Here is a 22474-nt window from a genome sequence, read left to right on the forward strand (position 1 = left end):
AAGTATAGGTATTTTTAACCATATATATTACATTAAAAATACTTATACTGGTTCAAAGTGATTTTAAATCTTTATGTAATTTTTATGGAATATCAAATACAAAGTAGTAACTTTTTTTGGGAATTAATTAAGGAGGTACATGGTGGATAAGATAAGGATTAGAAACTTGAGGAGTTTAAAAGATACAGGTGAAGTAGAATTAAAACCACTTACATTATTGGTCGGCAAAAACAGTTCAGGGAAAAGTACATTTTTAAGAGTTTTTCCTTTGTTTAAACAAACATTGGAAACAAATACCAACGAACCGATATTATGGTATAGTAGCAGGTATGTTGATTTTGGAAGTTTTAATGAAAGTCTCAATAAGTTGGCAAAAAAAGAAGATACTAATGATAAATTCATTAGCTTCGATTTTGAATTTAGTCTGTCTAAAGACATTGTTAATAGAGAGACAAGATTAAATAACAGACTTTTTTATTATAGAGATTTGAAAAATTTTGATAATTCTCAGATTAATGAAGGTAATACACAATTTCGAGTAAGTATAGATACTAGTAAAAAGCATTTAAATAAGATTACTATACAGTTAGAAGACCATCATTTGGAAATAACTATAACAAAAGATGATAAGATTAATAAATGTGTACTAACAATTAATGGGGAAATTTTAACTAATAATCTTCAAGTGGAATATTCTAAAGATTATTCACATTTACTTCCAAAGCTCTTTGCTGATAAAGATCTTTTATCAAGTGATGAATACTTCAAATCTAAATTGTTTACAATTTTGCAAAGTATGTCTCATGCGGCAACTAAAGATGAAACTATTGATGATTTTATTACCGGTATAAGATTTGGTAATTCTGAAGACTTTATGAAAAGTTTAAAAGAGCAAAGTACAACTGCAAATATTTTATTAGAAAAAATCAGGGCTTTAGATCCAAAGAGTGAAATATTAAAAGAAATATTGAATAATTATTTAGGGATGCAAATAAATCGCTTTATTTCTATATGCAATAATTATATTGAACAATATTTTAGCTCAGTGAATTATATAGCACCTTTAAGAGCAAGTGCTGAAAGATATTATCGAATTCAAGGCCTGTCAGTAGATGATATTGATCCGCAGGGTGAAAATATACCAATGATTTTTCATAACATGAGTTTTCAGGAAAAATATGAATATAATATATGGTTACTAGGAAATTTCGGCTTTCAAATTACTAGTAATTTTGAGGGTGGCCACTCTTCAATCAGTATAAAATATAATAATGGTCAAGAAGTAAATCTAGCTGATACGGGTTTTGGTTACTCGCAAATATTACCAATAACTATTGTTTTATGGCAAATATCTAAAAAGCAAGAAAAAGAAGAAAATTCGTTGTATATGTTCTTAAATCCAAAGTATAAATTTTTTAATATTGTAATCGAACAACCAGAATTGCATTTACATCCTTCACTTCAAGCTAAGCTTATTGATACATTTGCTAAAATAATTGTTCTTTGTAAGGCGAGAGAAATAGATGTGAAAATAATTATTGAAACACATAGTGAGACTATGATTAATAGGGTTGGTTATCTCATTGCAAAAAAAATAGAGAGTTTTAATAAAGACTTGGTTAATGTTGTGATTTTTGAAAATGATGAAGTGTTTGATACAAAGTTAGAAACAACGGGTTATTCAGAAAAAGGATATTTAATAAAATGGCCATTAGGTTTCTTTGAACCGGAGGGCATTTAATGTTAATTAAGATTGATGATTCATTAGTAGAATATATAGACCTAAATAAAAGTAAACCAGATTTAATAAGTTTAGAATTACAATCACTTGCAAATTTGACGTTAGCCTATAGAGACGGTAAGCATATATTAATTGGGTCATTAGTGGCATTAGAATATCTGAAAAATCTTAATTTATTGGAAGAATCCTCTAGAAGAATCTTTAGTTTTTTGTATACAAGGTTTTCTTTTCTTGCTTCCTATGAAGAAATTTTTACAGAGCATATTATAGTTAAGAGTAGGGACTATGGATTCCAAAGAATTATAGATGATACAAACCAAATATTTGAAGTGCCAATAACCACATTTATTAATTTTGAAAGTGTAAATAAGTCTGTTTTAATATGCGAGGACATAAGTGACTTTGAATTTTATAGTGGTTTAGCTGAAAAGTATTTTACGGAAGTCTTCAAAAACCAGAATATTAAACTTGAATTTGAATTAGCCAATGGAGGTGGCGATAATACTTGGAAATTGTTTAAATACCATTCTGATAATAAGAAAATATGTATTGCGATAGCAGATAGTGATAAAGATCATCCAAATGGAAAAGTTGGGGGAACTTTAGGTAAATTAAAAAAAGAGTTTTCAAACCATAAAAATATAAGTATATCAGACTTAATTGAACTTAAAGTAAGAGAAAAAGAAAATTTGATTCCGCCTTCTTTATATCTAATTTGTTCTAATAACTCTATTAAAGAAAGATTAAAAAAGCTTGCATTATTAGAAACTATACCATCTCATCAAGAAAAATTATTATTTATTGACTACAAGGAAGGTTTAAAGGTTGGAAAGTATAAAAATGATCCTGTTTTAAGAGAATACTTTGAAAATCTATTTTCTGAAATGCATGACCTTACAGCATGTAGTATAGATGAAATAGATCAACTTAGTGATGAATCTTATATTATAGAGGGATTAGGCACTAATATTATAAATTATTTTTATAATGGGGTAATTAAGAATGGTTTAGAAAAAGAGTTAGAAAAAAAATTAAGTCTTGATGGAATCAATCCGGAAATTTTAGATGAACTGAAATTAAATGTGCAAAAAAAGGAAAATATATTTAATAATATACCGGATTTTATTAAACCACATATTGAATATATTTGTAAGAAATTAATTGCATGGGGTTGCTCTAACGGAATTATAATTTCAACATAAATATTATTTTTGAATTTTGTAAATGTATAATATTTTGAAATGTGATTTTACCAACAATACAGAGCTCGTGAAATTAGGGTTGCTAGAGAATAAGAAAAGTAGAGGAATTCCTGAAAGATTGGGTTTTGTTAATGAAGGTTAATTAGACAAGCAGAATGGTTGTATGACCATATTGTTTACGGTATGTTAGCTAAGGATTCGAATAAGTAGTAATTCATATCTTAATGAACTAACGGGTGCCTTAGCTTAAGACCGGAGCTGTCTTTAAGGCAGCTTTTTATTTATGGAATTTTCGCGGCAGGTTAGTTCAACAAGATATAAAAGTATAAATATTTTCTATTGAACAAGCTATTCCTAATGTTGAAATATGAGAGGCATTAATATGAACGAGCTTTTATAATAGGGACAGCCATCTTAGCTGTAATAACTACATTTATGTTTTCTTTTGGCTATGTTCTAATAGAAAGTTGCTACAAGTACAAGTATGGATGTTTTGTATGTCTAGTGATACTATATACAACTACTGGGTGCGCTATAAAGATAAAAGGGTATGTGCTTTCTTTTATTTATTTAGGTTTTTTATAATTTAGCTTTTGATAATTGAATTAGTAATAGAGGCACACCAAATGGATAAAATGAAATCCTTACTTTAATAAGCAAGGATTTCATTTGGGTATTCATCATATGTTCTATTATCTAATTCTCTACCATATCGATGTTTCTGAACGCCTCCCCATTGTTTAAAGAAAAATGCTACCTTTTGAGTTTTGCATTGGTCACGGATTGATCTAACCCAATCTGCTTCCATTGGTCTTGCACCTGGGCCTGACTCCCCACCAACTATGACCCAATGTATTCTGGTTAAATTAAGGTCATCAAGTGGACCAAGTAAAGGTTCGCAAGATAGAAACCTAACTTTTGCAGGCACTTGTTTTAAAAGTTCAATCCTATTAATAACTTTTACGTTCTCGACACTAGTTCCCATCCAAATATTAGGGGTGAAGTTTAACCTATCAGAAAGGTCTACAGCTCTTTCAGGCCGTTTAGTTAAAACTTGATAGGAGTGTTGGGGTGTCTCATTCATGGTCTTGAATACCTGTAGAATAAATTCAGAAGGTATCTGCTCATGAAATAAATCTGACATTGAGTTAACAAAAATTTTTTTAGGTTTAACCCACTTTTTAGGCACATCTATTAAATCATGGTGAAGTGTCACATTAAATTCATTTTCATATCTAGGGTTACCCATCGCATGTAGGCGTTTTGCCATTCTTTCTGCATAGCAGTGTTTACAACCATCTGAAACCTTGTTGCAACCAGTGACAGGGTTCCAAGTTGCTTCAGTCCACTCAATACTTGAATTACCAGCCATTTTATCCCTCCTAGGCATAGTATACATTAATAGTGCATCATTGGGAAGTTTTTACAAGAACAAACGTTCTATTTTAAAAAGGTGATCTTTACTTTATCGCCCATTGTTTTTAATCCATTCCTATTTGGCCTTTTTATAGCTGGAGGGTCAGCAATAATATAACCTTCATCTTCTAATCTCCTTAGAGCTTCTTTAAAGTTAGAAGAAGTAAAAGGGGTACCTACTTGGTGATAATCAAAAATCTGTTTAACAGTCAATGTTTGTCCTTTAAATATACTTGTTAACTCTTTTCCTAAGCTATCTAGCGGTCTCTCATATTGTGCCAAGAGAGATAATTGAACATTCTGATATTTCTCTATGTGTTTTACAGGTATGTAAGAAAAACTAGCCACACCATCATCCTTCATAGTACTTTCATTAACCATTATATCCTTCATAATGGTATATCCAAGTGTATGCTTTGAGACGAAGATTAAATAATGACTTGTTTTATTCTTCTTCTCATCTAGGAAACGGAAAGGTAAAACTAAGTTTGAATGTTCATCAGAAAGAGCTTCGGCTAATTCGTTAACTATATAAGCTTCTTTTTCTTCAGAACTCAAATCTTTAAGTTTTACACGCATCTCGTTTGCTCTTTCTTTTCCAAATAGTGCGTTCATATGTTGTACAACTAACGGATTATTAATTCCCATGCTAATACGATTATAATTAAAAAAGAAAATACAGTCCGAACCAAAGTCCTTTATGAGTGCATTTATTAATTTGGTTGTTAATCCTTTATATCCCCAAGGGTCAATAAAAGCAAGAATAGGAATTAGTTTTTTTGCAGAGAAAATACCTGCAATCTCATCTCCAACTTCAGTATTTAGAACTTGAGGTTTAAATTTTAAAGTTCCTAAATGTGGTAAATCCATAATGTTATCCTTTAATTGCTGACTAATATCAGGATGCGCATCGTTAAAAACTGTAACTATACTGTTGCGTAACTTATCATCATTGATACACTTTTCTAAAATGAGAAGTGGAGTTGATACGCTGCCATCACTAAACTTGCCTGGCCCACTAAATAAATCAACATAAGCTATCTTTCCGTTTGACCTCGGAAGAATAATTTTAGTCCAAACATCGAAATATTTAGTAAGAATTGCAGTTTTGATTCTTGATTGTTCCCTTTGTTCCACAAAAAAATTAACATCAGCCATAATAATCCTCTCCTATCTGTTATTTCATTATTGATTAAGAAAATTATACTATATTTTTACATAATAGGTGTAGGTATCCATATTTTATTTGAATTATAAATAAGGACATGGTTTAATAGCTAATTTTAAGGAGGTCTTTTAAATGACCGAACCTATAATAGTTAAGAGTTGAGATACTCATTAAGGGTAATTTTCGGAAAGTTACTTACTAACCCATTTAATATTTCATAATCGGATGAGGGAATCTAAAGTATAGTTGAATAAAATAAAAGTAAGAATAGTCTTACATTTTTAATTTATGTAAATTTTGGATATTAATAAAAAGAAGCTATGTTTTTGGGGAGTGGTATAAATGAAGAAGAGTCTAGCAAGTGAATATCCGGAATTGGCCAATGAATGGGACTATGAATTAAATGGGGATACAAAGCCTAGTGATGTTCCTCCAAAAGGAAGACAGCATGTATGGTGGAAATGCAAGGAAGGACATCCAAGTTATAAGGCTAAATTAGCATCTAGATCTAATGGAACAGGATGCCCATGTTGCAAAGGTTCAGAAGTGTGTTTTGAACGTTCATTATTAGGAAAAAGACCGGATCTAGTAGCCATGTGGGACAAAGAGAGAAATAGTTCATTAACTCCAGATATGGTGCTTGCTGGATCTGGAATTGTAAGTTGGTGGATTTGTGAAAAAGGTCATTCGTTTGATATGCCAATTAAACAAATGACTAGAAAAAGAAGGAGTAGTGGGTGCCCATTCTGTCGAGGTTTAAGGGTGAATGAAACAAACAGTTTAGCTAACCTCTATCCGCATATTGCATATGAATGGGTTGAATGTATTGATAATAAAAGTAAGACTGCAAAAGATGTCTCACCTGGCTCATCTTACAAGGTTTTATGGAGATGTAAGAAGGGACATGAGTGGAAAACAACTCCAAAACATCGGACAAGTGGTGGGACAGGGTGTCCAAGGTGTAATACAAGGAAGAAAGTGTCAAAACAATCATATGCACTCTTTTATTATTTTAAAGATCATTTTGATGATGTTGAAATGGAAACATCACTTTTAGGCACACGTATGGTTTTGGATATTTACATTTCTTCGATTAATTTAGTTATAGAGTATGACGGAGGTCTATATCATAAGGATTTTAAGCGTGATATAAAAAAAGACATTGGGTTACTAGAAAAAATGCCATATACAAAGATCATTAGAATTCGAGAACCGGAATGTCCTACATATAAATCACCAAATCCAAATACATTTTTTTATGATCTTAAAAATCATTCAATGAAAGCATTTCAAACGTGTCTTGAAAAGATATTTACTGATCATATTCAACAAAGTCCCGATATAAATATTGAAAGAGATAACGTGTTTATTCTAGATTTAATGGATCGTTGGGAATATGAAAATTCATTAGCCAATGTTAGACCCATACTTTTAAAAGAATGGGATCACCATAAGAATGGGGGGTTAAAACCAGAAAATTTTAAAGTTGCAAGTCATGAAAAAGTAAATTGGGTTTGTATTCATGGGCATCAATGGTCTGCTACAATTGCAAGTAGAACAAAAGGAGGCAACAACTGTCCAGATTGCGGGAATAGAAGGTTGCATACGGATAATAATTTAGCTGCTGTAAATCCAGAACTAGTTAAAGAATGGCACCCAACTAAAAATGAAAAAGGTCCTCAAGCTTACTTTGCAAACTCTCATTTAAAAGTTTGGTGGTTATGTAAAAAATGCAGTCACGAATGGGATGCACAAATATACAATAGAAATGGTAATCAAAGTGGTTGTCCGAAGTGTTATGAGAACAATCTTAAATATAAGCGAACAATCGCTTCTTGTGCTAACGAGCAGGTTTGTAGAAGAAGAAAAGGATACATTTGAGCAAACCTGTATCCTATTTAATATTAGTTGACATCGAAAGTGTTTACACCTCTAATAATTCCTTTGACCAATTCCAATTGCAAATTTTAAAAGTATTTGTAACATGACGTACTTTACTTGCCCCAATTATTGCAACTACTCGAACCTTAATTATTCTTGTTCACTCTCTATTTTCTCTACAAAAAAGGATAGCCATGCTAATGCAATTCCTAGATAAGTAATTAGAGGAAATAATATTTCTTTTAAAGATAATCCAAATAAGCTCGCTGTTATGGTAGCAATAATTGCTAAATATAATCTTATTCTTACTTTGATTTTTTTTGTCGAAATATCCTTTACTGAAATATGATACATGAAATAAACTATTGAAAATAAGGCGGACGTTAAGAAGAATAAATTATAACACCACCAACTTAAATCAAAATTATAATTAAATATAATACCAATTGCATAAATAATCATTCCAATATAAAGCGAGAAAAAAAACGAATAAATTATTATTCCATACAGAAAAGACCTATGACTAAATATATGAAATAGTTGTGCAGGATTTTTTGTTTCTTGACGAATAAATTTTAGAATGAATTTTGGTCGCTCACTTAAATAAGCCCTTAGATTATAAACAACAAATGGATAACACATTGTAATCATTAATAATCCTAAAATTATGGTATTTAGCACATCACTAACTCTATTAAAAAAGTATAAGATGCATATTAATAAAATAAATATTATAGCCCATATATTTACCGCTTTTAAGCTCAGTAACCCATTCATCACTTTGCTGGATTTAAAAAATATGTTTTTAAATTTTTCCTTCATTGAAAACCCCCCATGTCTAAATAATACTCCTTTTCGTATACAACAAAATATGTCAAAAGTTATAAATTTACTAAATGAAATTGGTAACTTTACATATATAATCAGATTTGGAGTATATCCTTTTTTAATTTCTGAGTCTGTTTTTTTAATAAAATATTTTTTTGAAAATATAGATAATTATATATGTTTTAAAGTTTTATAGTGTATTCTACAAACATTTAATAATAGGCACTTTAAGTACTGCAAAGGGTTGTTACGTGAAATTACTGCTAAATTGATATTTTCTATCCAAATTACAAGGATTTTTTGGGGGATATGAATATTATTATCTCTTTATTTCTTTTCTTTTTTTACATACCGTATTTCTTATAGAACTAACGGGTGCGTTAGTTCATTAATAGGGGTTGCTGCGGCAGCCTTTTTCTAATGGAACTATCGGGGCAGGATAGTTCAATTCGTACTGTGAATTAAATGCAATACAATTTGCACTACTCTGTATGAAATGGTAATATTTAGTGCTGAGGTGTTTATGAAAAAATTATATCTGGTCCCTATTTCTATACTTATTGCAGCTCCATTGTCATCGTTTCTTAGTGCTTCAATTGATAGTTTAATATCTTTAAATGAAGAACTTCCAAAAGACGAATATTTTCCTTTTTTAAATGGAGTAATTATTGGCACATTATATGAATTAGCAATATATTGCATTATTGGTATTCCTGTCACTCTAATTATTGATGCCATAACTTATTTAGTAGGTTTACGTACAGATTTAAAAGTATATCTTTTACAATTTTCTTTATATTCTATTTCTGCAATCACTCTTACCTACATATTATTCACTGATAATTATTGGGCTTATTTAATTGTAGGAATAGCAGTGCATACCTATTTTCATATATTGTTTTTTTTGAAAAAAAAATATAGCAAACCCTAAACAGAATCTATTACGAAATATTGGTCAACTCTAAAATATTCTTATATCCTGTGTGTGTTAACTAACGGGTGCTTTACTTCAATAAGAGAGGTTGCTGAGGCGGCCTTTTTCTGATGGCACTAACGGGGCAGGATAGTTCCATAAGGAATACCTAAATATTAGATCTAACGAGGAAACTATTTTAAGGAGGAAAACATGAGCTTGGAGCATGTTTTCCTCCTTATTTCTAAGATGATATAAACGTCAGCTCTATAAAGGAACGAAAAAATCTCTAATCTAAACTTTTAGAGATTTTTTTAATGCAAAAACACAACTTTTATTTAGCTAATACGTCTAAGTATTGAACATTCAAGAAAAGGAGGGTTGGTAACTTGTCGAAGTACAGAAAAGAAGAAATTTCAGATTGGTATGACCAACATAGTAAATCCATTTTAAGCTTTATTTTATTGATGGTTAAGGATTATCAACAAGCAGAGGATCTGACCCATGATACCTTTGTAAAAGCGTATTTATATCATAATTCATTTAATCAGCATTCGAGTGAAAAAACATGGCTATTCAGTATCGCTCACAATTTAACGGTCGATTTTTTAAGAAAACGTAAACCCAGCACGTTCTTTAAAGAAGTATTTCTTTTGCAAAAGAACAATAACTCATTGCCTGAAGAAATGATTCAAATAAAAGAGGAATCATTTGAACTATATAAAGCGTTAGGAGAAATCAAAGATACATATCGAAAGGTGATAGTTTTAAGAAAAATCAAAGGTTTTTCTATTGAGGATACGGCAAAGATATTGAGCTGGTCTGAGAGTAAAGTTAAATCGACTCTTTTTAGAGCTATTCCAGCATTGAAAAAACAATTAATAAAGGAGGGGTATTTGGATGAAAAAACAATATGAAGATACTGATTTTGATAGTTCCTTTAAGAAGTTAAATGCCGATTTAATGTGGAAAACAAAAGAAAAACAAGAACTGAAAAAACGAATCTTTACTGATATTGAAAAGTTGGAGTCCCAAAAGAGAAATAAAAATCCCCTCCTATCAACTCGTATCAAAAAAGTAAGTTTGATCAGAAAATTAACATACGCTGGAATCGCGTTGATATTATTATTGGGTTTATTTATTGGCTCAACATTTGTCTCTCCAGCTATGGCCCAAATTGCAGCTAAAATTATGCCACTGAAAATTACTTCAAGTTTTTCAGCTAATAATATAGATGAAAATCTTCATCAAAAACTGATAAAGATCATAGAAAATCAAGGATACAAGGTGGACTCTGTAGGATCGATTTATGATCCATTTACTATTGATATTAGTCTCATACTCTCTAACGAACAACTAAAGGAAGCAAAAGAGCAACTTACTCCATTGGTGAAAGAAACATTAAGTAATCATGGAATTGACGACTATAATTTACTGATTAGAAATATTGAATCATCTGAAAGATCTACTAGCTCATCAAAAAGAGATGTTAAAAGGCGAGTTATGTACGATTCTTTACGTCAAATCGTATTCGATGTTTTTACTAAATACGGATATGAGGAAGAGGCCAATTATGAATTAGCAGGTTTGGACCAAACATGGTTTTCAAACATTTTACTGTTAGATATGCCTGATCATATTAAAGAACGAAATTCTATTATCTCAGATATTCAACAAGAAATCGAAGCACAAAATCTAGATATCAAAGATATTAAAGTCCATTCGTTTAACTTTGAACATCGAAAGCAAGACGGTCGTTGGTCTTATATTGCTACCGATCTCCATGAATCTCTAGCTGGTAAATCGACTTACAAAGTCACTGGCTTGTCTTATCAAGTGAAAAAGGGACATGCCTATATCGACTTAGGAACAAATTGGACTACTACACCTAGCAAACAATTACTAGATGAGCTTGAAAATGCTATTAAGACGTATCTAGCTTTACCCGACGTGAAAAAACAAATGCAAGGAGATCCATATACAATCAAATTATTAATGGAAAATGGTGAAGATTTCATGGTCATTTCACCTGAGGGGTGAGTTCAACAAGGAATATAGATTTTTTATGATAAAATTAACTAGTGGGATACTCGGCAAACTCCTTTTAAAAACAGCTTTATTTCAATAAGGAAGGTTGCTGTGCTAGCCTTTTGCTTATAGAACTAACGGGTGCGTTAGCTGAAGATGAGAGCTGTCTTTTAGGCAGCTTTTTGTTATGGAACTAACGGGGCAGGATAGTTCCATAACACAAATTGGAAATATATGTGGTAATATGGGAAGAAATATATTTAAAGTAGGTAAATTTGTTTTGGAACTCTTAACAGAAAAATTAATTCTTATATCTCTATTTATATTTATTATCCATTCTATCGAAACACTTGCATATGCAGTCAGATTATCTGGTGCAAGAGTAAGATTGTTAGCTTCAGCTCTATCCTTATTTAACTTGATGGTTATGATTTCTCGATTAGCGAATATGATGCAGCAACCATTTACAGGGAGCCTGGTTGATAATGCTCCTAAAGTAAATACACTAGAGTTTGTTGAAAACCAATACAGGATCATTATTGGTTCATCAACATTAGGAACAATATTAGGTATTCTTTTACTTCCTACTTTTATTGCTATTTTTTCAAGGGCTATTGTTCATTTATCTGAAGAAAGAGGTTCTATACCATCTTTGATTAAAAAGGGGTTAACTTTCGAATACATTAAGCGTGGGGTAAAACACATTCATTTACCAAAGTTTTCTTACTTAAAGGATATTAGATTGAAAGATATTCCCATAAGATTGTTTTTAATTAATATGGTAATAACTGCAATCTATACAATTGGAGTGTTATCTGCGTTATATGCTGCTTTAATAGCTCCAGAAAGGGCAACAACTGCTATTATGGCATCGGGTCTTATAAATGGAATAGCTACAATTTTACTTATAATTTTTATTGACCCTAAAATATCTATTCTTGCTGATGACGTAATAAATCAAAAGGGAAGTTACCATAATCTCAAGGGTGTATCTCTTATGATGGTTACTTCTCGTTTATTAGGAACGATTCTAGCCCAAGTATTTTTTATTCCAGGGGCAGGATATATTGCGTGGTTTACTAAATTTATTGTCTAATAAATATCTGATTTCTTAATGAACTAACGGGTGCGTTAGCTGAAGAACGGAGCTGCCTTTAAGGCAGCTTTTTATTATGGAACTAAAGGGGCAGGTTAATGCCATAAGAGGGAATATTTAGAAGGACGTCGAATTAGGTAATTTAAAGGGAGTTATTCAAGTAACATAGCAAGTTCAGATATTATTTAGTAATTTATATTTAGCTTTGTTGGGTAGTCTTCTTCAGAAGGCTATCTTTTTTTATGAAAAAATTTGATAATTATTGTTTACTTATCGAATACTCAATCGTTAATAGTGTAGGAGGGTGGTCATGGATGAACAACAATTAAGCTTGTACCTAAATAAAAAATTGAAGGCTGTGTATTTCTTTTTGCTAAAAATGGGAGCGATCAAAGAGGATGCGGAGGATATTGTTCAAGAAACGGCTTTTCAATTTGTGCAATATCTAGATACTCTTCAGGAAGAGTATGTTGATGCGTGGCTTTACAGAGTAGCAATTAATAAATATTACGATAGCTTAAGAAAACTTAAGTATAAAAATAATTATGTAAATACATTTAATCTCGAAGAGTTACTGGATTGGACAACACCAGAGCAAATTATTATAGAGAATGAATTACATATAATGCTATCAGAGTGTTTACGTAAAATACCACAAAAATATGCAGAAATACTGTTACTCAAATATAGTGGAGATTTGTCCTTAAAGGATATTGCTATTATTTATGGTACAACCGATAAATCAATTAAAACACAGTTAGCAAGAGCAAAGAAAATAATGAGAAAGATGATTGAGGAGGTAAAATGATTTGGATAAAGATTCAATTTTCAATGCCAAGGACGGGTTCCAACCATTGATAAAAAAAGCGAAAAAGAAATCATTAAAGAAGATAATTATTGTATCAACCATTGTGACGGTAAGTATCTTTATGGTTTTAGGAATAATTTTCATCATTGCGTATAATCAAATGCAACATTCAATGTCAGAGTATTTTTCAGTGAAGTTTGAACAAAGCGAAGTTTATGGTGCGAATATCCATTATGATAAATCTACAACTAGTTTTAGTATAGATTCCTCTATTACACAGGACCAATATGTAAAAGATATTGCAGGGATTCCATACACATGGTACAACGAACAAACTTGGTTTAAAATTTATGATTCACCTACAACTATTTATGATAATTCAATAACAAAATCAACAGATAGTCGGCGATTTTATCGAAATGGACAAAGGGTGGTTAATTTTTATGTTCCTGGTGGAAAAAAAGTAGAAGATGATCGTAAGTTACTTCAATCCGTAGCTTCAACTAGTGTGGTTGAAATAGGCGTTTCATTTAAGAAAGAAATGAATACAAATCAAGTGCTGAAACAATTTCCAAATGCTCAGTGGGCATGGGTGCAAAACCCTGATGTAGAAACATCAATTGTGCCTGGGTATGTAATCGGAGACTATGCATATGGTTTTACAATTACATCTCCTGAAAAAGGGACTGACAGTATAGCAAAAGACGTAAAAAACTTCGAGAAGGTATTATCAAATTTATCTCAAAAAGACGAGAAAGATACGAATGTAGAGCCATTAATAAAATCAATCAAACAGAAAGGAACTGTTCAGGTGAGTGGTATCATATTAACAGGGAAGGTAAAAGACTTATTACCACTGATTGAACAAGATTCAGTAAACTATGTGAGCGTTGGAGTTATAATTCCTTATTAGGGATAGGAATATGATTCTCATGAAATAATTAATGTTCAACTAAATAAAGCTTTCTAAATAAAAATATGCTAGTAGCAATAAATGGATTTCACCAAATCAACATCTTAATCATACTAACGGGTGCGTTAGCGCCATAAGAAGGCCGCCAATTGGCGGCCTTTTAAAAGTATTTTTTATACAATCATACATTCAAATTAAAGTGAAAAAATCTAAGAATTGTTGAGTCCAGTCCAGATAGGTAAGAGAATATACATTTTAAATTGTGATTAGTCATTTTTAATTTGGAGAAAACAGAACCATTTTTCTATGTGAATCGTCTAACTATAGAAAAAGAGGAGGATATGAATGCACGTGAAAAAGAAAATGGAGGAGGCTTCTTTTTTTGAAGTCAATGAGACCACCGAAGAAATTCATCTCGAAACAATTATGGAGCAATATGGCGATATGGTCGTACGCCTAGCTTATACATACGTGAAGCAAAAGCCATTAGCAGAAGACATAGCCCAAGAAGTGTTTATAAGTTGTTATCAACATATGGATAAGTTCCGTAATCAATCGTCGGTAAAAACATGGATTTATCGGATAACCGTAAATAAATGTAAAGATGAACTAAAAAGCTGGTCTTTTAAAAATTTGTTTTATACCGATTTAATCAGTTCCTTTTTTAAAAATGGAACGAATACAACGGAGCTTAAACTTTTAGATTTAGAAGAAAATCGGTGGATTTCGAAAATAATTCTATCTCTTCCCCTGAAATTGAGAGAAGTAATAATCCTCTATTATTACGAGGATCTTTCCATTTTAGAAATAGCAGATTTATTAAATGTTAAGGAAAATACAATAAAGACTAGACTCTACCGTGCACGAAATTTATTAAAAAGTATATTTAAGGAGGGAAATATGGATGGAAGATAAAATGAAAAACCTCCAAGATAAAATGAATAAAACCGTACTGAAAGAAATACGCTTTGAGGAAAAACATAAACAAAATGTTTTGAGAAAAGTTGGACACTTAAATAAGACATCTAACTTTGAAAGAACCAAAAAACATAGGTACAGTTTAGGGAAAAAAATCACTTATTCTGTTTGTTCAGCCCTATTACTATTTACACTTCTCATTGGCTCTGCATTTGTCTCTCCAGCTATGGCTAGAATGCTATCCGAAATTCCGTATTTAAGTTATTTTTTAAATCAGGAAGATCAAATCATAGATATAGAGAGAATTATTTTGGATGTAGCCAACAAAGAGGATTATGATATTTGGGACATACAAGTTTCAAAAGCAGATAAAGAAATCATCCTAGCTATCAGAGATCCAGAAAATAAGCTGTCTTCTTTGCAAAATAACATTAGAAAAAGCGTGAATGATGCACTTCAATCGGAGAATTTAGGTCCATATTCAATTAAAATACAAAGATACGAAGAAGACCCTCTTGAGAAAGAGCTAAACGCGAAACAAGATATAAGGATGGCTGAAGTCAAGTTACTTTCCGATGAACTTTCAAAAGAGTTAAAAAAACAGAATTTCAATATTTTGGAATTGCGAGTGAACTATACTGAAGAGGCTCGCTTGATTAAATTAGAAGTACCCGACACTGAGAACCAGATAGAAGAAATAAAAGAAGAGATAAATAAAGTTATCCAAAGTGAAGAATTAGATTCCTACAAAATTGAAATCGATAAAATTAACTTGAAAATTAGGGAACGAGAACAAAGGTGGAAACCCATTACTAACGTATTGGAAAGAAGGTTACAATTTAACGAAGATTACAAAATTAATCTTTTATCATTCTCATTCGAATCCTTACCAGTAACATTTACTATAAATACGTCGGTAAAATCTTCTGATTCGGATGCTAAGGAATATGGTAATATGATTGAAAGAGAAATTAAGCAGTACATCAAATCTGACGAATCTTATGAAGTAGTGAAAAATGACCCTTATAAAATCATTGTATATAGCGAAGATAAAAAGAAAATAAATTAAACATTGGTACTAAATTAGCTATATTTGATTAAAAAAATATCCCCCTTCAACTAACGGAGCAGCATTCCTGATAATGAATAAAAATGAGTTTTGAGCACATCTTTCTTATTAAACAAAACCAGCTAAGTTTGTGATTTAATACACTTAAACTAACGGGTGCGTTAGCTGAAGATCAGAGCTGTCTTTAAGGTAGCTCTTTCTTTATGCAATTATCGGGACAGTTTAGTTGAGTGAAATTGAGAAACATTTCCAATAGAAAAATAAGCTAATACAGGTTAAGGTAAGCCTTTAAGAACAGAACAGGAGGTTTTGATGTTGAAACCACATACTCAAAGTTTCATCGCCTGCCTTATAGCGGTCATTTTAGCTGCGTTAGCTATTTGGTTTAAGTCTGGAACAGTTAATTTAGAACTTATAATATTTTTTATTACTTGCCTCTATGGTACTTATCTTCTCATTTCTTTTTTTTATAGTCGAAAAAGTAAAAACTAGGTTGGTTCCTCAACGAGTCGTATTAGTTAAAGAACATAGATTGATTGGGACAGTTTCTTTTTTATGGAGCTAACGGGGCAGGTTAGCAAGATTGTGAAGGTTTGTAATTAAACTAACGGGTGCTTTACTTCATTATCAGGAGCTGATCAGCAGCTCCTTTTCTTATGCAACTAAAGGGACAGAATAGTTAAATAAGATATTAAAAAAATTATTTAATAACAGAGGGGAAATTTATGAAAATAATAACTATTGGCATAATATTGGTTGTTGTTGGATGTAGCATTTTAGGGTGGCTAATTAAAGAAGCCTACAAAAATAATAAGGATGAAAGTACAAAAAATAAAATTCTCTATTTATTATGGGTAATATTAGGTGTCTTACTAGATACAAGTGGATTAATCATTATCTTTGGTCTTATTTTATTAGGAGTTCTTTTAATAATCTATTACCCACTCTTCAACTAACGAGTGCGTTAGCTTTAGATCAAGCTGTCTTTAAGGCAGCTTTTTCTTTATGCAACTAACGGGGCAGGTTAGCTCAATAAGGGACTATGATACAATTACAAAAAACAATGTACATAGAAACCAATAAAGGTTTTAATCCAAGGAGATTTTTATGAATAATCACTGCTGCGAAACTATGAAAGACCAAGTTAATATTAAGTGCAAGATTCACGCTAACCCATTTGATTGTCCAGACATTTTGATTACCTATGATAAAAAGTTTGATGAATATGGGTTAATAATTCACGATGGAGGCAGCTCAAGTATAGAGATAACCTATTGTCCTTGGTGTGGCTCGAAATTACCTGATTCTAAAAGAGATTTATGGTTTGAAATCCTTGAACAATTAGGATTTGATGACCCTGTTGAGCAATCGATTCCAGAGGAATTTAAAACAGATAAATGGTATAAAAAATAGTAAATGAGCAGAAGATTCACTAGCTTGTTGAGAGATGCTTTGGGAGCTTTTTTCTTATTTAAAACAAAATTTGTGAAGGATTGTACTTAAACTAACGGGTGCATTAGCTGAAGATCGGAGCTGTCTTTAAGGCTGCTCTTTTCTTATGGAACTACCGGGGCAAGTTAGTTGAATATGCGTAGTGTATTCGTACTATACGAAAATAAATTTACTGATTTTTTCACTATTTGATAGAATATGAAAAAGGGGTATTTTTATTTTAAATAATCTTCCAAAATACATTTTTGATTTTATCCTTGCACTAATTTTTTTAATTTTAGGTATCGTAATTTCACAATTTCAAACCCCTGCCATTGCTATCACTATTTTCGGTACTTCTTTCCTTATCTACTTAGTTAGAGGCTTTTATAATTTAAGGAAAAATAAACAAAAAAGTAATATGGATTAGCCGATGCATTGACTTCGGCTTTTTTTATGCACAGTTTGTGTCAACTCTACAATAAGTCTTAAGAAACTAACGATTGCGTTAGCTAAAGATTGGAGCTGTCTTTAAGACAGCTTTTTCTTATGAAACTAAAGGGGCAGTTTAGTTTAATAAGGATTATAATCTGGTTGTAGGAATAGAACCCTATAAGGTGGTTAATAAATTGGAAACAAATGCTTTATTTTACAAGATTCATAAGAGAACTATTTGGACTGAGGATTATGTAAATTGGTCGCACAACTTGTTAAAAACCGATGTGTCATCACCATCCGTAAATATTATTTCTTCATTTCCATTTGACGAAAATATTTTCGAAGTGGAAGTTTATTTTAAAAGAGCTTTGAATGAATTGGTAATAGAGAAACCAACCCTTGAGATATGTGCTAGAGCCTATATAGGTCATTTAGCAAATGAAATTATTAAAGAAAATAACCATTCATTGACCTTTGATTTTGCTTATATGATTTATCGGATTGTTGCTTCGGATTTAGATTATCCAAATGATTTGATGGAGTGGTATGAGATAAGTGAAATGATTGATGAACTACGAAATGGTGATATACCTTTAGAGTTTAATGAGAACGATGTAATATCAAGGATTAAAAATGAGGCAGGTAAATATCTTGTTAGGGATTAGTATTTCTTCTTCAACTAACGGGTGCGTTAGCTGAAGATCGGAGCTGTCTTTAAGGCAGCTTTTTCTTATGCAACTATAGGGGCAGGATAGTTCATCAAATTTAATGGATATTTGTGGTAAAACTTATTAAGCTAACGTGGCAGGTTAGCAAGATTGTGAAGATTTGTACTTAAACTAACGGGTGCGTTAGCTGAAGATCGGAGGTGTCTTTAAGGCAGCTCTTTTCTTATGGCCTAACGGGGCAGTTTAGTTGAACAACCGCATCAGCCATAGAAATGAGGATGCAATGATAAGTAAAATGATTGTTGATAACTGCCTGTTCTCAACAGAAACAACCTATGATAAACTTGAATTTCTACAATTTACCAAATGTTCGATATTTGTTTATTTCAGTAAGGAGGCAAAATTGTTGATGAAACATTAATATTAGGGAGTTGAATATGAAAAAGATTATATATGGAAGTTTAATATTTCTAATCTTATCAATGCTAGTAGCGTGCACGAATGAAAAAGATGATTTCGCTCGAATTCATCCAAATCTTTTACCTAGTGAAGGTCACAGGTATTCGCTACAAGCTGTTGGAAAAGAAATTACAGTGGATTTACTAGAGGACAACAACATAACCAATGTGGGACCTATTACAAATACATCATCTTATGAGTCATTGAATGAGCAATATCCTAAACTTGAATTAAAGAAAGAACCTGCATTCATTGTGTTCGATGAAAATGGTTTGGTATTAAAAACATATGATTATGAAGAAATGATTGATTTTTTACAAAATCCAGACAAATAATTCTAACCTTCATAGCTTAGATAAAAGAAAAAGGGAATAAGAAGTATGATGGCGGTGGGAGATATGCAAAATTATTCACCAAATGGTGGACCGACGGTGAATTAATGGTTTCAACCAGAAATATTTGGCTGAACTTATTTTACTAACGGGTGCTTTACTTCAATAACAGGGGGATAATTAAGCTGTGAAAGATTTTCTTTTAGGCATTCTTTCCGCAGGATTCGGTGATAATTCTTTGGATACTCGAAAAATTGATCGAAATATAGAAATGCTGAAGAATCATACTTGGTTTAAAGATATATACGAAGATGAAAAATATCATCGATTGTTTTTTTGTAAATAGAAATGTTAGGCAGTATTTACAAAGTACAATGCGTGTAAAAAGAATTATAAAAAGGGAAAAATCTCAAAGAGTATTTCTTTTATTTTTAAATAATCAGTTAAAAAATAAAATATCCTTAATGAACTAACGGGTGCTTTAGTTCAACAAAAAGACCGAAATAATTCGGTCTTTTTGTTTTTCTTGTTATTCAGCAGTGAATGTAAATGTTTCTTTTAAAGGTCTACCTTCGCTACCCTTTTCAGTCCAAACGATTTCCACTTCCAATTCTGTTGCTTTTTCAGCCAAAACGAAATTGCTAAATCTATAAGGATACCCATCATTCATTTGATCTGCTAAAGAAATCGCATCTTCAAAGCTGTTTTTATTGCAATCCACTTCACCAGGACAACCGAAAAGTGCAAACTTCGTCGTAGAATTAGGTTCATTTCTATACATATAAATTTTCGCAGATAATACATCCTTACCAATGTTATCAACCTCTAAAGCATAAGTATGAAATTTCCCCTTTTCGGGCATTGCTAACCCCTTACCTTGTTCAGCTTCGCCTACTTGAACTGACCATTGTTTCGATGTTTGTTTGGTTGGTAATTCATCAAAGGTTAAAGCTTTTGCTTCTAGAGTTGGTGCGACTATGTTCAAAAGAAATAATGTACATATAGCAAGTATCGTTTTCTTAACCATGACTGCCTCCTTGTTTTAGTTACAGTTACTTTGCCCAAAATGGAATGGAATATGTTTTGAACTAACAGGTGCTTAATATCAGGAAGGTTGCTGCGGCAACCTTTTTTCTTACGGAACTAAAGGGGCAGGTTAGTTGACGAAGACCCTTTTGCTTTATGGTATAGTTTATTAAATTCAGTTTGTAGTTTATGGGGGAAATTTAGTGTCAAATAAGTTGAAATATGTAATGGGATTGTTTTTTGAAAAAAGAGAAAGTACTAAACGTACTAAACCATTTATACTGATTGGATATTTAATGAGAATATTAATGGGCTTAATTTTAATCTTAGTTATAATTAATGATTTTAATTTTAATTTCATAAAATATATAATTCTTTTATTAGGAATTGGTTCAATAATAGATGGATTTGAAAGTTTTTTAAAAAAGGAAAATAAGAGGCAGATGTTATTAGATTTTGGCATTGCTTTTATATGGTTCGTGGTATTTTTAGTATCGTAATGTTTTTTATAGAACTAACGGGTGCGTTAGTTCATTAAGGATCACTAAAAGTAAAAGCTCTTCTCTGGAATAGGCATTTTTTTCTGCCTTTCATAAGAACGTTAGTTCGTATATAATGAATGAAAAGGAGGAATCTTTCTAATGGGTACAATTCGTGATAGAGGAATCATTAAATGGCAAGCAGCATTGATGTTACCAGAACATAAAGCATTAAATAAAAAAAAGGATAAGGACGATTATTTCTTAAATAAAAAACCTATCCTTGATGAATACCAGGTTGAAGAATTTGAAAACAACATTCATTATGCAATGGAATATCATTTACCGATAAGCTTTAGATTGCATAACGAGGGAAATCCAATTGAACTGCATGGATACTGTGTGTATATTGATCCTGTCACGAAAGAGTTAAGTATTCAGAAGAAAGATAGTTCCTTCGAGAAAATTAAATTTAATGAAATTATTAATGTGATCGTTGAGGATTAAAAAAAGTCCTTTTTAAATTCAGGAAGGAAAAGACACAGAGATTTAGGAGTATACAAAATGGAAATTCAGATTGAGGTTCAATTGTTTGCGAACGGTGCTAAGTTCTTACAGTCTGGTAGTTGTACAGTGATAACAACTGATTTTAGAAAAGAACCGGAATGGACAGCTGCTGTATCAGCTTATGAGTGGTTCCTAAAGATAAAAAGCTCTGTTGGCTATCCAGATGACTTTCAAATTATCAGGGTTGTTTACAATTTAGAAAATGACATTACAAGTTTAGTAAGAAAGGTACGCCCTAAAATAAAAGATGATTTACCTTTTTAAAATTAATTAACTAAAAATTTGGACTGGACAACTCTTAAACCAAAGAATTAAGAGGGCTTTTTTTATATTCATTTCCATTGTTTTTTTTACATGCGATAATAAAGAAAAAAAGCTAATTTTCGGGGGAAAGATATGTTCTTAATAGGAGCAGCAGTTCAAAGTACAGGGTTACCACCCAGTTTTTATGGTTCATTAATCGGTTCATTTATATCAGGTTCGGTAGCAGTAGGAATATTGATTTACAACAACTGGAAAAAACAAGGAATTTAATTTTCGTTGCTACGGTACAATGAAAGTTATTAAAGATCGGTTGATTCAACTATCTGAGGCGGAAGATATGACAGTGGAGGCTTTAAGAAGCGTGCTCGCATACAAAGAAATAGGCGAAGAACTTTTAAACCTTCTTACAGCTAGCAAAGGTTTTTTTGAAAAAAGTCATTCATTTTTAGAAAAAGAGAGAGCAAATATCCCTTATGACTTTACAAGCAGGTACTTCACAATCAAAAGTGCCATCAACTCGGTCATTGTTGGATATGATGTACTCATGGAGGAACCTAGCAATCTGAAAAAATTCAAACCTCTTATTGATGATTTGGAGTATTGTAACAAATTGATAAAAGAATTTAACAAGAATACTACTCAATACCTGAGAAACGTGGAAAAGAAATATAAAATACAAGATTTTTATTAATTAGGGGGGTGTTAATAAAATACCAAAATTATCTATAGTCTTTATCTGTGCATGTTTTAGTCCCTGCAACCGAAGACTGGAATACTTGGAAAACGTCTCGTATGATTTATGATGAAAATGGAATAGAAAATAAAACTA

General features: G+C 31.5%; 25 protein-coding genes. 21 read left to right on the forward strand and 4 right to left on the reverse strand.

Annotated features, from left to right (window positions below):
- Nucleotides 1–142: 142 nt before the first annotated feature.
- Nucleotides 143–1741, forward strand: a complete 1599-nt coding sequence (locus NYE63_RS01690) for an AAA family ATPase (protein WP_342603832.1) — start codon at nucleotides 143–145, stop codon at nucleotides 1739–1741.
- Entirely contained in the window at nucleotides 1741–2943 is a 1203-nt protein-coding gene (locus NYE63_RS01695) for a hypothetical protein (protein WP_342603833.1), read from the forward strand. Before NYE63_RS01690 ends, NYE63_RS01695 begins: the two co-directional genes overlap by 1 nt.
- Nucleotides 2944–3592: 649 nt before the next feature.
- Here NYE63_RS01695 and NYE63_RS01700 read toward each other — a convergent pair.
- Together NYE63_RS01700 and NYE63_RS01705 are read right to left on the reverse strand one after the other, a co-directional pair.
- Nucleotides 3593–4315, reverse strand: a complete 723-nt coding sequence (locus NYE63_RS01700; RefSeq protein ID WP_342603834.1) for a phage Gp37/Gp68 family protein — start codon at nucleotides 4313–4315, stop codon at nucleotides 3593–3595.
- Nucleotides 4316–4383: 68 nt separating this feature from the next.
- A complete protein-coding gene (locus tag NYE63_RS01705; RefSeq protein WP_342603835.1) occupies nucleotides 4384–5517 on the reverse strand; it encodes a three-Cys-motif partner protein TcmP in 1134 nt (377 codons plus the stop codon).
- 352 nt (nucleotides 5518–5869) lie between these two features.
- Between NYE63_RS01705 and NYE63_RS01710 the strand changes: the two genes are divergently transcribed.
- Entirely contained in the window at nucleotides 5870–7408 is a 1539-nt protein-coding gene (locus tag NYE63_RS01710; protein WP_342603836.1) for a zinc-ribbon domain-containing protein, read from the forward strand.
- 150 nt (nucleotides 7409–7558) lie between these two features.
- Here NYE63_RS01710 and NYE63_RS01715 read toward each other — a convergent pair whose 3' ends face one another.
- On the reverse strand, nucleotides 7559–8230 hold the full coding sequence (locus NYE63_RS01715; protein ID WP_342603837.1) for a hypothetical protein: 672 nt from the start codon (nucleotides 8228–8230) through the stop codon (nucleotides 7559–7561).
- A 529-nt stretch (nucleotides 8231–8759) separates the two neighbouring features.
- Between NYE63_RS01715 and NYE63_RS01720 the strand changes: the two genes are divergently transcribed.
- The 13 genes from NYE63_RS01720 to NYE63_RS01780 all read left to right on the forward strand — a co-directional run bounded on the left by NYE63_RS01720 (nucleotide 8760) and on the right by NYE63_RS01780 (nucleotide 19655).
- A complete protein-coding gene (locus tag NYE63_RS01720; protein ID WP_342603838.1) occupies nucleotides 8760–9167 on the forward strand; it encodes a hypothetical protein in 408 nt (135 codons plus the stop codon).
- 371 nt (nucleotides 9168–9538) lie between these two features.
- Entirely contained in the window at nucleotides 9539–10066 is a 528-nt protein-coding gene (locus NYE63_RS01725; RefSeq protein ID WP_342603839.1) for an RNA polymerase sigma factor, read from the forward strand.
- A complete protein-coding gene (locus tag NYE63_RS01730; protein ID WP_342603840.1) occupies nucleotides 10050–11189 on the forward strand; it encodes a DUF4030 domain-containing protein in 1140 nt (379 codons plus the stop codon). The genes NYE63_RS01725 and NYE63_RS01730 overlap by 17 nt, the downstream gene beginning before the upstream one ends.
- A 268-nt stretch (nucleotides 11190–11457) precedes the next feature.
- Entirely contained in the window at nucleotides 11458–12273 is an 816-nt protein-coding gene (locus NYE63_RS01735; RefSeq protein WP_342605659.1) for a lipid II flippase Amj family protein, read from the forward strand.
- A gap of 310 nt (nucleotides 12274–12583) precedes the next feature.
- Nucleotides 12584–13081, forward strand: a complete 498-nt coding sequence (locus NYE63_RS01740; protein WP_342603841.1) for a sigma-70 family RNA polymerase sigma factor — start codon at nucleotides 12584–12586, stop codon at nucleotides 13079–13081.
- 1 nt (nucleotide 13082) lies between these two features.
- Nucleotides 13083–13994: an anti sigma factor C-terminal domain-containing protein gene (locus NYE63_RS01745; RefSeq protein ID WP_342603842.1), complete on the forward strand. Its 912-nt coding sequence runs from the start codon at nucleotides 13083–13085 to the stop codon at nucleotides 13992–13994.
- Between the two features lie 345 nt (nucleotides 13995–14339).
- Nucleotides 14340–14909 (forward strand): sigma-70 family RNA polymerase sigma factor, encoded by a 570-nt coding sequence (locus NYE63_RS01750; protein ID WP_342603843.1) that lies wholly within the window; start codon nucleotides 14340–14342, stop codon nucleotides 14907–14909.
- Complete coding sequence (locus tag NYE63_RS01755) at nucleotides 14899–15981, forward strand: DUF4030 domain-containing protein (RefSeq protein WP_342603844.1); 1083 nt, start codon at nucleotides 14899–14901, stop codon at nucleotides 15979–15981. The genes NYE63_RS01750 and NYE63_RS01755 overlap by 11 nt, the downstream gene beginning before the upstream one ends.
- A 725-nt stretch (nucleotides 15982–16706) precedes the next feature.
- Complete coding sequence (locus tag NYE63_RS01760; protein WP_214922463.1) at nucleotides 16707–16937, forward strand: hypothetical protein; 231 nt, start codon at nucleotides 16707–16709, stop codon at nucleotides 16935–16937.
- A 151-nt stretch (nucleotides 16938–17088) separates the two neighbouring features.
- Nucleotides 17089–17394: a hypothetical protein gene (locus NYE63_RS01765; RefSeq protein WP_342603845.1), complete on the forward strand. Its 306-nt coding sequence runs from the start codon at nucleotides 17089–17091 to the stop codon at nucleotides 17392–17394.
- Nucleotides 17395–18041: 647 nt separating this feature from the next.
- Nucleotides 18042–18515 carry a hypothetical protein gene (locus tag NYE63_RS01770; protein WP_342603846.1) on the forward strand — a complete coding sequence of 158 codons (474 nt, stop codon included), beginning with the start codon at nucleotides 18042–18044 and terminating at the stop codon, nucleotides 18513–18515.
- A 440-nt stretch (nucleotides 18516–18955) separates the two neighbouring features.
- Nucleotides 18956–19312 (forward strand): hypothetical protein, encoded by a 357-nt coding sequence (locus NYE63_RS01775; protein ID WP_155727430.1) that lies wholly within the window; start codon nucleotides 18956–18958, stop codon nucleotides 19310–19312.
- Nucleotides 19313–19496: 184 nt separating this feature from the next.
- The gene (locus NYE63_RS01780; RefSeq protein ID WP_342603847.1) at nucleotides 19497–19655 is read left to right on the forward strand and encodes a hypothetical protein; all 159 of its coding nucleotides are present in this window, start codon (nucleotides 19497–19499) and stop codon (nucleotides 19653–19655) included.
- A gap of 183 nt (nucleotides 19656–19838) precedes the next feature.
- Here the strand turns inward: NYE63_RS01780 and NYE63_RS01785 are convergent, their stop codons facing one another.
- Complete coding sequence (locus tag NYE63_RS01785) at nucleotides 19839–20336, reverse strand: hypothetical protein (RefSeq protein WP_342603848.1); 498 nt, start codon at nucleotides 20334–20336, stop codon at nucleotides 19839–19841.
- 202 nt (nucleotides 20337–20538) lie between these two features.
- Here NYE63_RS01785 and NYE63_RS01790 point away from each other — a divergent pair, with 202 nt between their 5' ends.
- The 5 genes from NYE63_RS01790 (at nucleotide 20539) to NYE63_RS01810 (ending at nucleotide 22336) form a co-directional block, all read left to right on the forward strand.
- A complete protein-coding gene (locus tag NYE63_RS01790) occupies nucleotides 20539–20835 on the forward strand; it encodes a hypothetical protein (RefSeq protein ID WP_133352812.1) in 297 nt (98 codons plus the stop codon).
- A 141-nt stretch (nucleotides 20836–20976) separates the two neighbouring features.
- Nucleotides 20977–21321, forward strand: a complete 345-nt coding sequence (locus NYE63_RS01795; protein ID WP_342603849.1) for a YolD-like family protein — start codon at nucleotides 20977–20979, stop codon at nucleotides 21319–21321.
- A gap of 57 nt (nucleotides 21322–21378) precedes the next feature.
- Nucleotides 21379–21645, forward strand: a complete 267-nt coding sequence (locus NYE63_RS01800) for a hypothetical protein (protein WP_342603850.1) — start codon at nucleotides 21379–21381, stop codon at nucleotides 21643–21645.
- A 132-nt stretch (nucleotides 21646–21777) separates the two neighbouring features.
- The gene (locus NYE63_RS01805) at nucleotides 21778–21915 is read left to right on the forward strand and encodes a hypothetical protein (protein WP_342603851.1); all 138 of its coding nucleotides are present in this window, start codon (nucleotides 21778–21780) and stop codon (nucleotides 21913–21915) included.
- 19 nt (nucleotides 21916–21934) lie between these two features.
- Nucleotides 21935–22336, forward strand: a complete 402-nt coding sequence (locus NYE63_RS01810; protein ID WP_342603852.1) for a hypothetical protein — start codon at nucleotides 21935–21937, stop codon at nucleotides 22334–22336.
- Nucleotides 22337–22474 lie beyond the last annotated feature (138 nt).

It is taken from the genome of Peribacillus sp. FSL E2-0159, from assembly GCF_038643155.1.
GTDB classification, from domain to species: Bacteria; Bacillota; Bacilli; order Bacillales; family DSM-1321; genus Peribacillus; species Peribacillus simplex.

Excerpts from the sequence above, each read along its gene's own strand:
- NYE63_RS01750 (WP_342603843.1), top strand. The coding sequence starts at position 14,340 with ATGCACGTGAAAAAGAAAATGGAGGAGGCTTCTTTTTTTGAAGTCAAT.
- NYE63_RS01710 (WP_342603836.1), top strand. The coding sequence starts at position 5,870 with ATGAAGAAGAGTCTAGCAAGTGAATATCCGGAATTGGCCAATGAATGG.
- NYE63_RS01785 (WP_342603848.1), bottom strand. The coding sequence starts at position 20,336 with ATGGTTAAGAAAACGATACTTGCTATATGTACATTATTTCTTTTGAAC.
- NYE63_RS01730 (WP_342603840.1), top strand. The coding sequence starts at position 10,050 with ATGAAAAAACAATATGAAGATACTGATTTTGATAGTTCCTTTAAGAAG.
- NYE63_RS01695 (WP_342603833.1), top strand. The coding sequence starts at position 1,741 with ATGTTAATTAAGATTGATGATTCATTAGTAGAATATATAGACCTAAAT.
- NYE63_RS01765 (WP_342603845.1), top strand. The coding sequence starts at position 17,089 with ATGAATAATCACTGCTGCGAAACTATGAAAGACCAAGTTAATATTAAG.
- NYE63_RS01810 (WP_342603852.1), top strand. The coding sequence starts at position 21,935 with ATGAAAGTTATTAAAGATCGGTTGATTCAACTATCTGAGGCGGAAGAT.
- NYE63_RS01715 (WP_342603837.1), bottom strand. The coding sequence starts at position 8,230 with ATGAAGGAAAAATTTAAAAACATATTTTTTAAATCCAGCAAAGTGATG.
- NYE63_RS01705 (WP_342603835.1), bottom strand. The coding sequence starts at position 5,517 with ATGGCTGATGTTAATTTTTTTGTGGAACAAAGGGAACAATCAAGAATC.
- NYE63_RS01760 (WP_214922463.1), top strand. The coding sequence starts at position 16,707 with ATGAAAATAATAACTATTGGCATAATATTGGTTGTTGTTGGATGTAGC.
- NYE63_RS01740 (WP_342603841.1), top strand. The coding sequence starts at position 12,584 with ATGGATGAACAACAATTAAGCTTGTACCTAAATAAAAAATTGAAGGCT.
- NYE63_RS01795 (WP_342603849.1), top strand. The coding sequence starts at position 20,977 with ATGGGTACAATTCGTGATAGAGGAATCATTAAATGGCAAGCAGCATTG.
- NYE63_RS01720 (WP_342603838.1), top strand. The coding sequence starts at position 8,760 with ATGAAAAAATTATATCTGGTCCCTATTTCTATACTTATTGCAGCTCCA.
- NYE63_RS01800 (WP_342603850.1), top strand. The coding sequence starts at position 21,379 with ATGGAAATTCAGATTGAGGTTCAATTGTTTGCGAACGGTGCTAAGTTC.
- NYE63_RS01805 (WP_342603851.1), top strand. The coding sequence starts at position 21,778 with ATGTTCTTAATAGGAGCAGCAGTTCAAAGTACAGGGTTACCACCCAGT.
- NYE63_RS01755 (WP_342603844.1), top strand. The coding sequence starts at position 14,899 with ATGGAAGATAAAATGAAAAACCTCCAAGATAAAATGAATAAAACCGTA.
- NYE63_RS01775 (WP_155727430.1), top strand. The coding sequence starts at position 18,956 with ATGAAAAAGATTATATATGGAAGTTTAATATTTCTAATCTTATCAATG.
- NYE63_RS01700 (WP_342603834.1), bottom strand. The coding sequence starts at position 4,315 with ATGGCTGGTAATTCAAGTATTGAGTGGACTGAAGCAACTTGGAACCCT.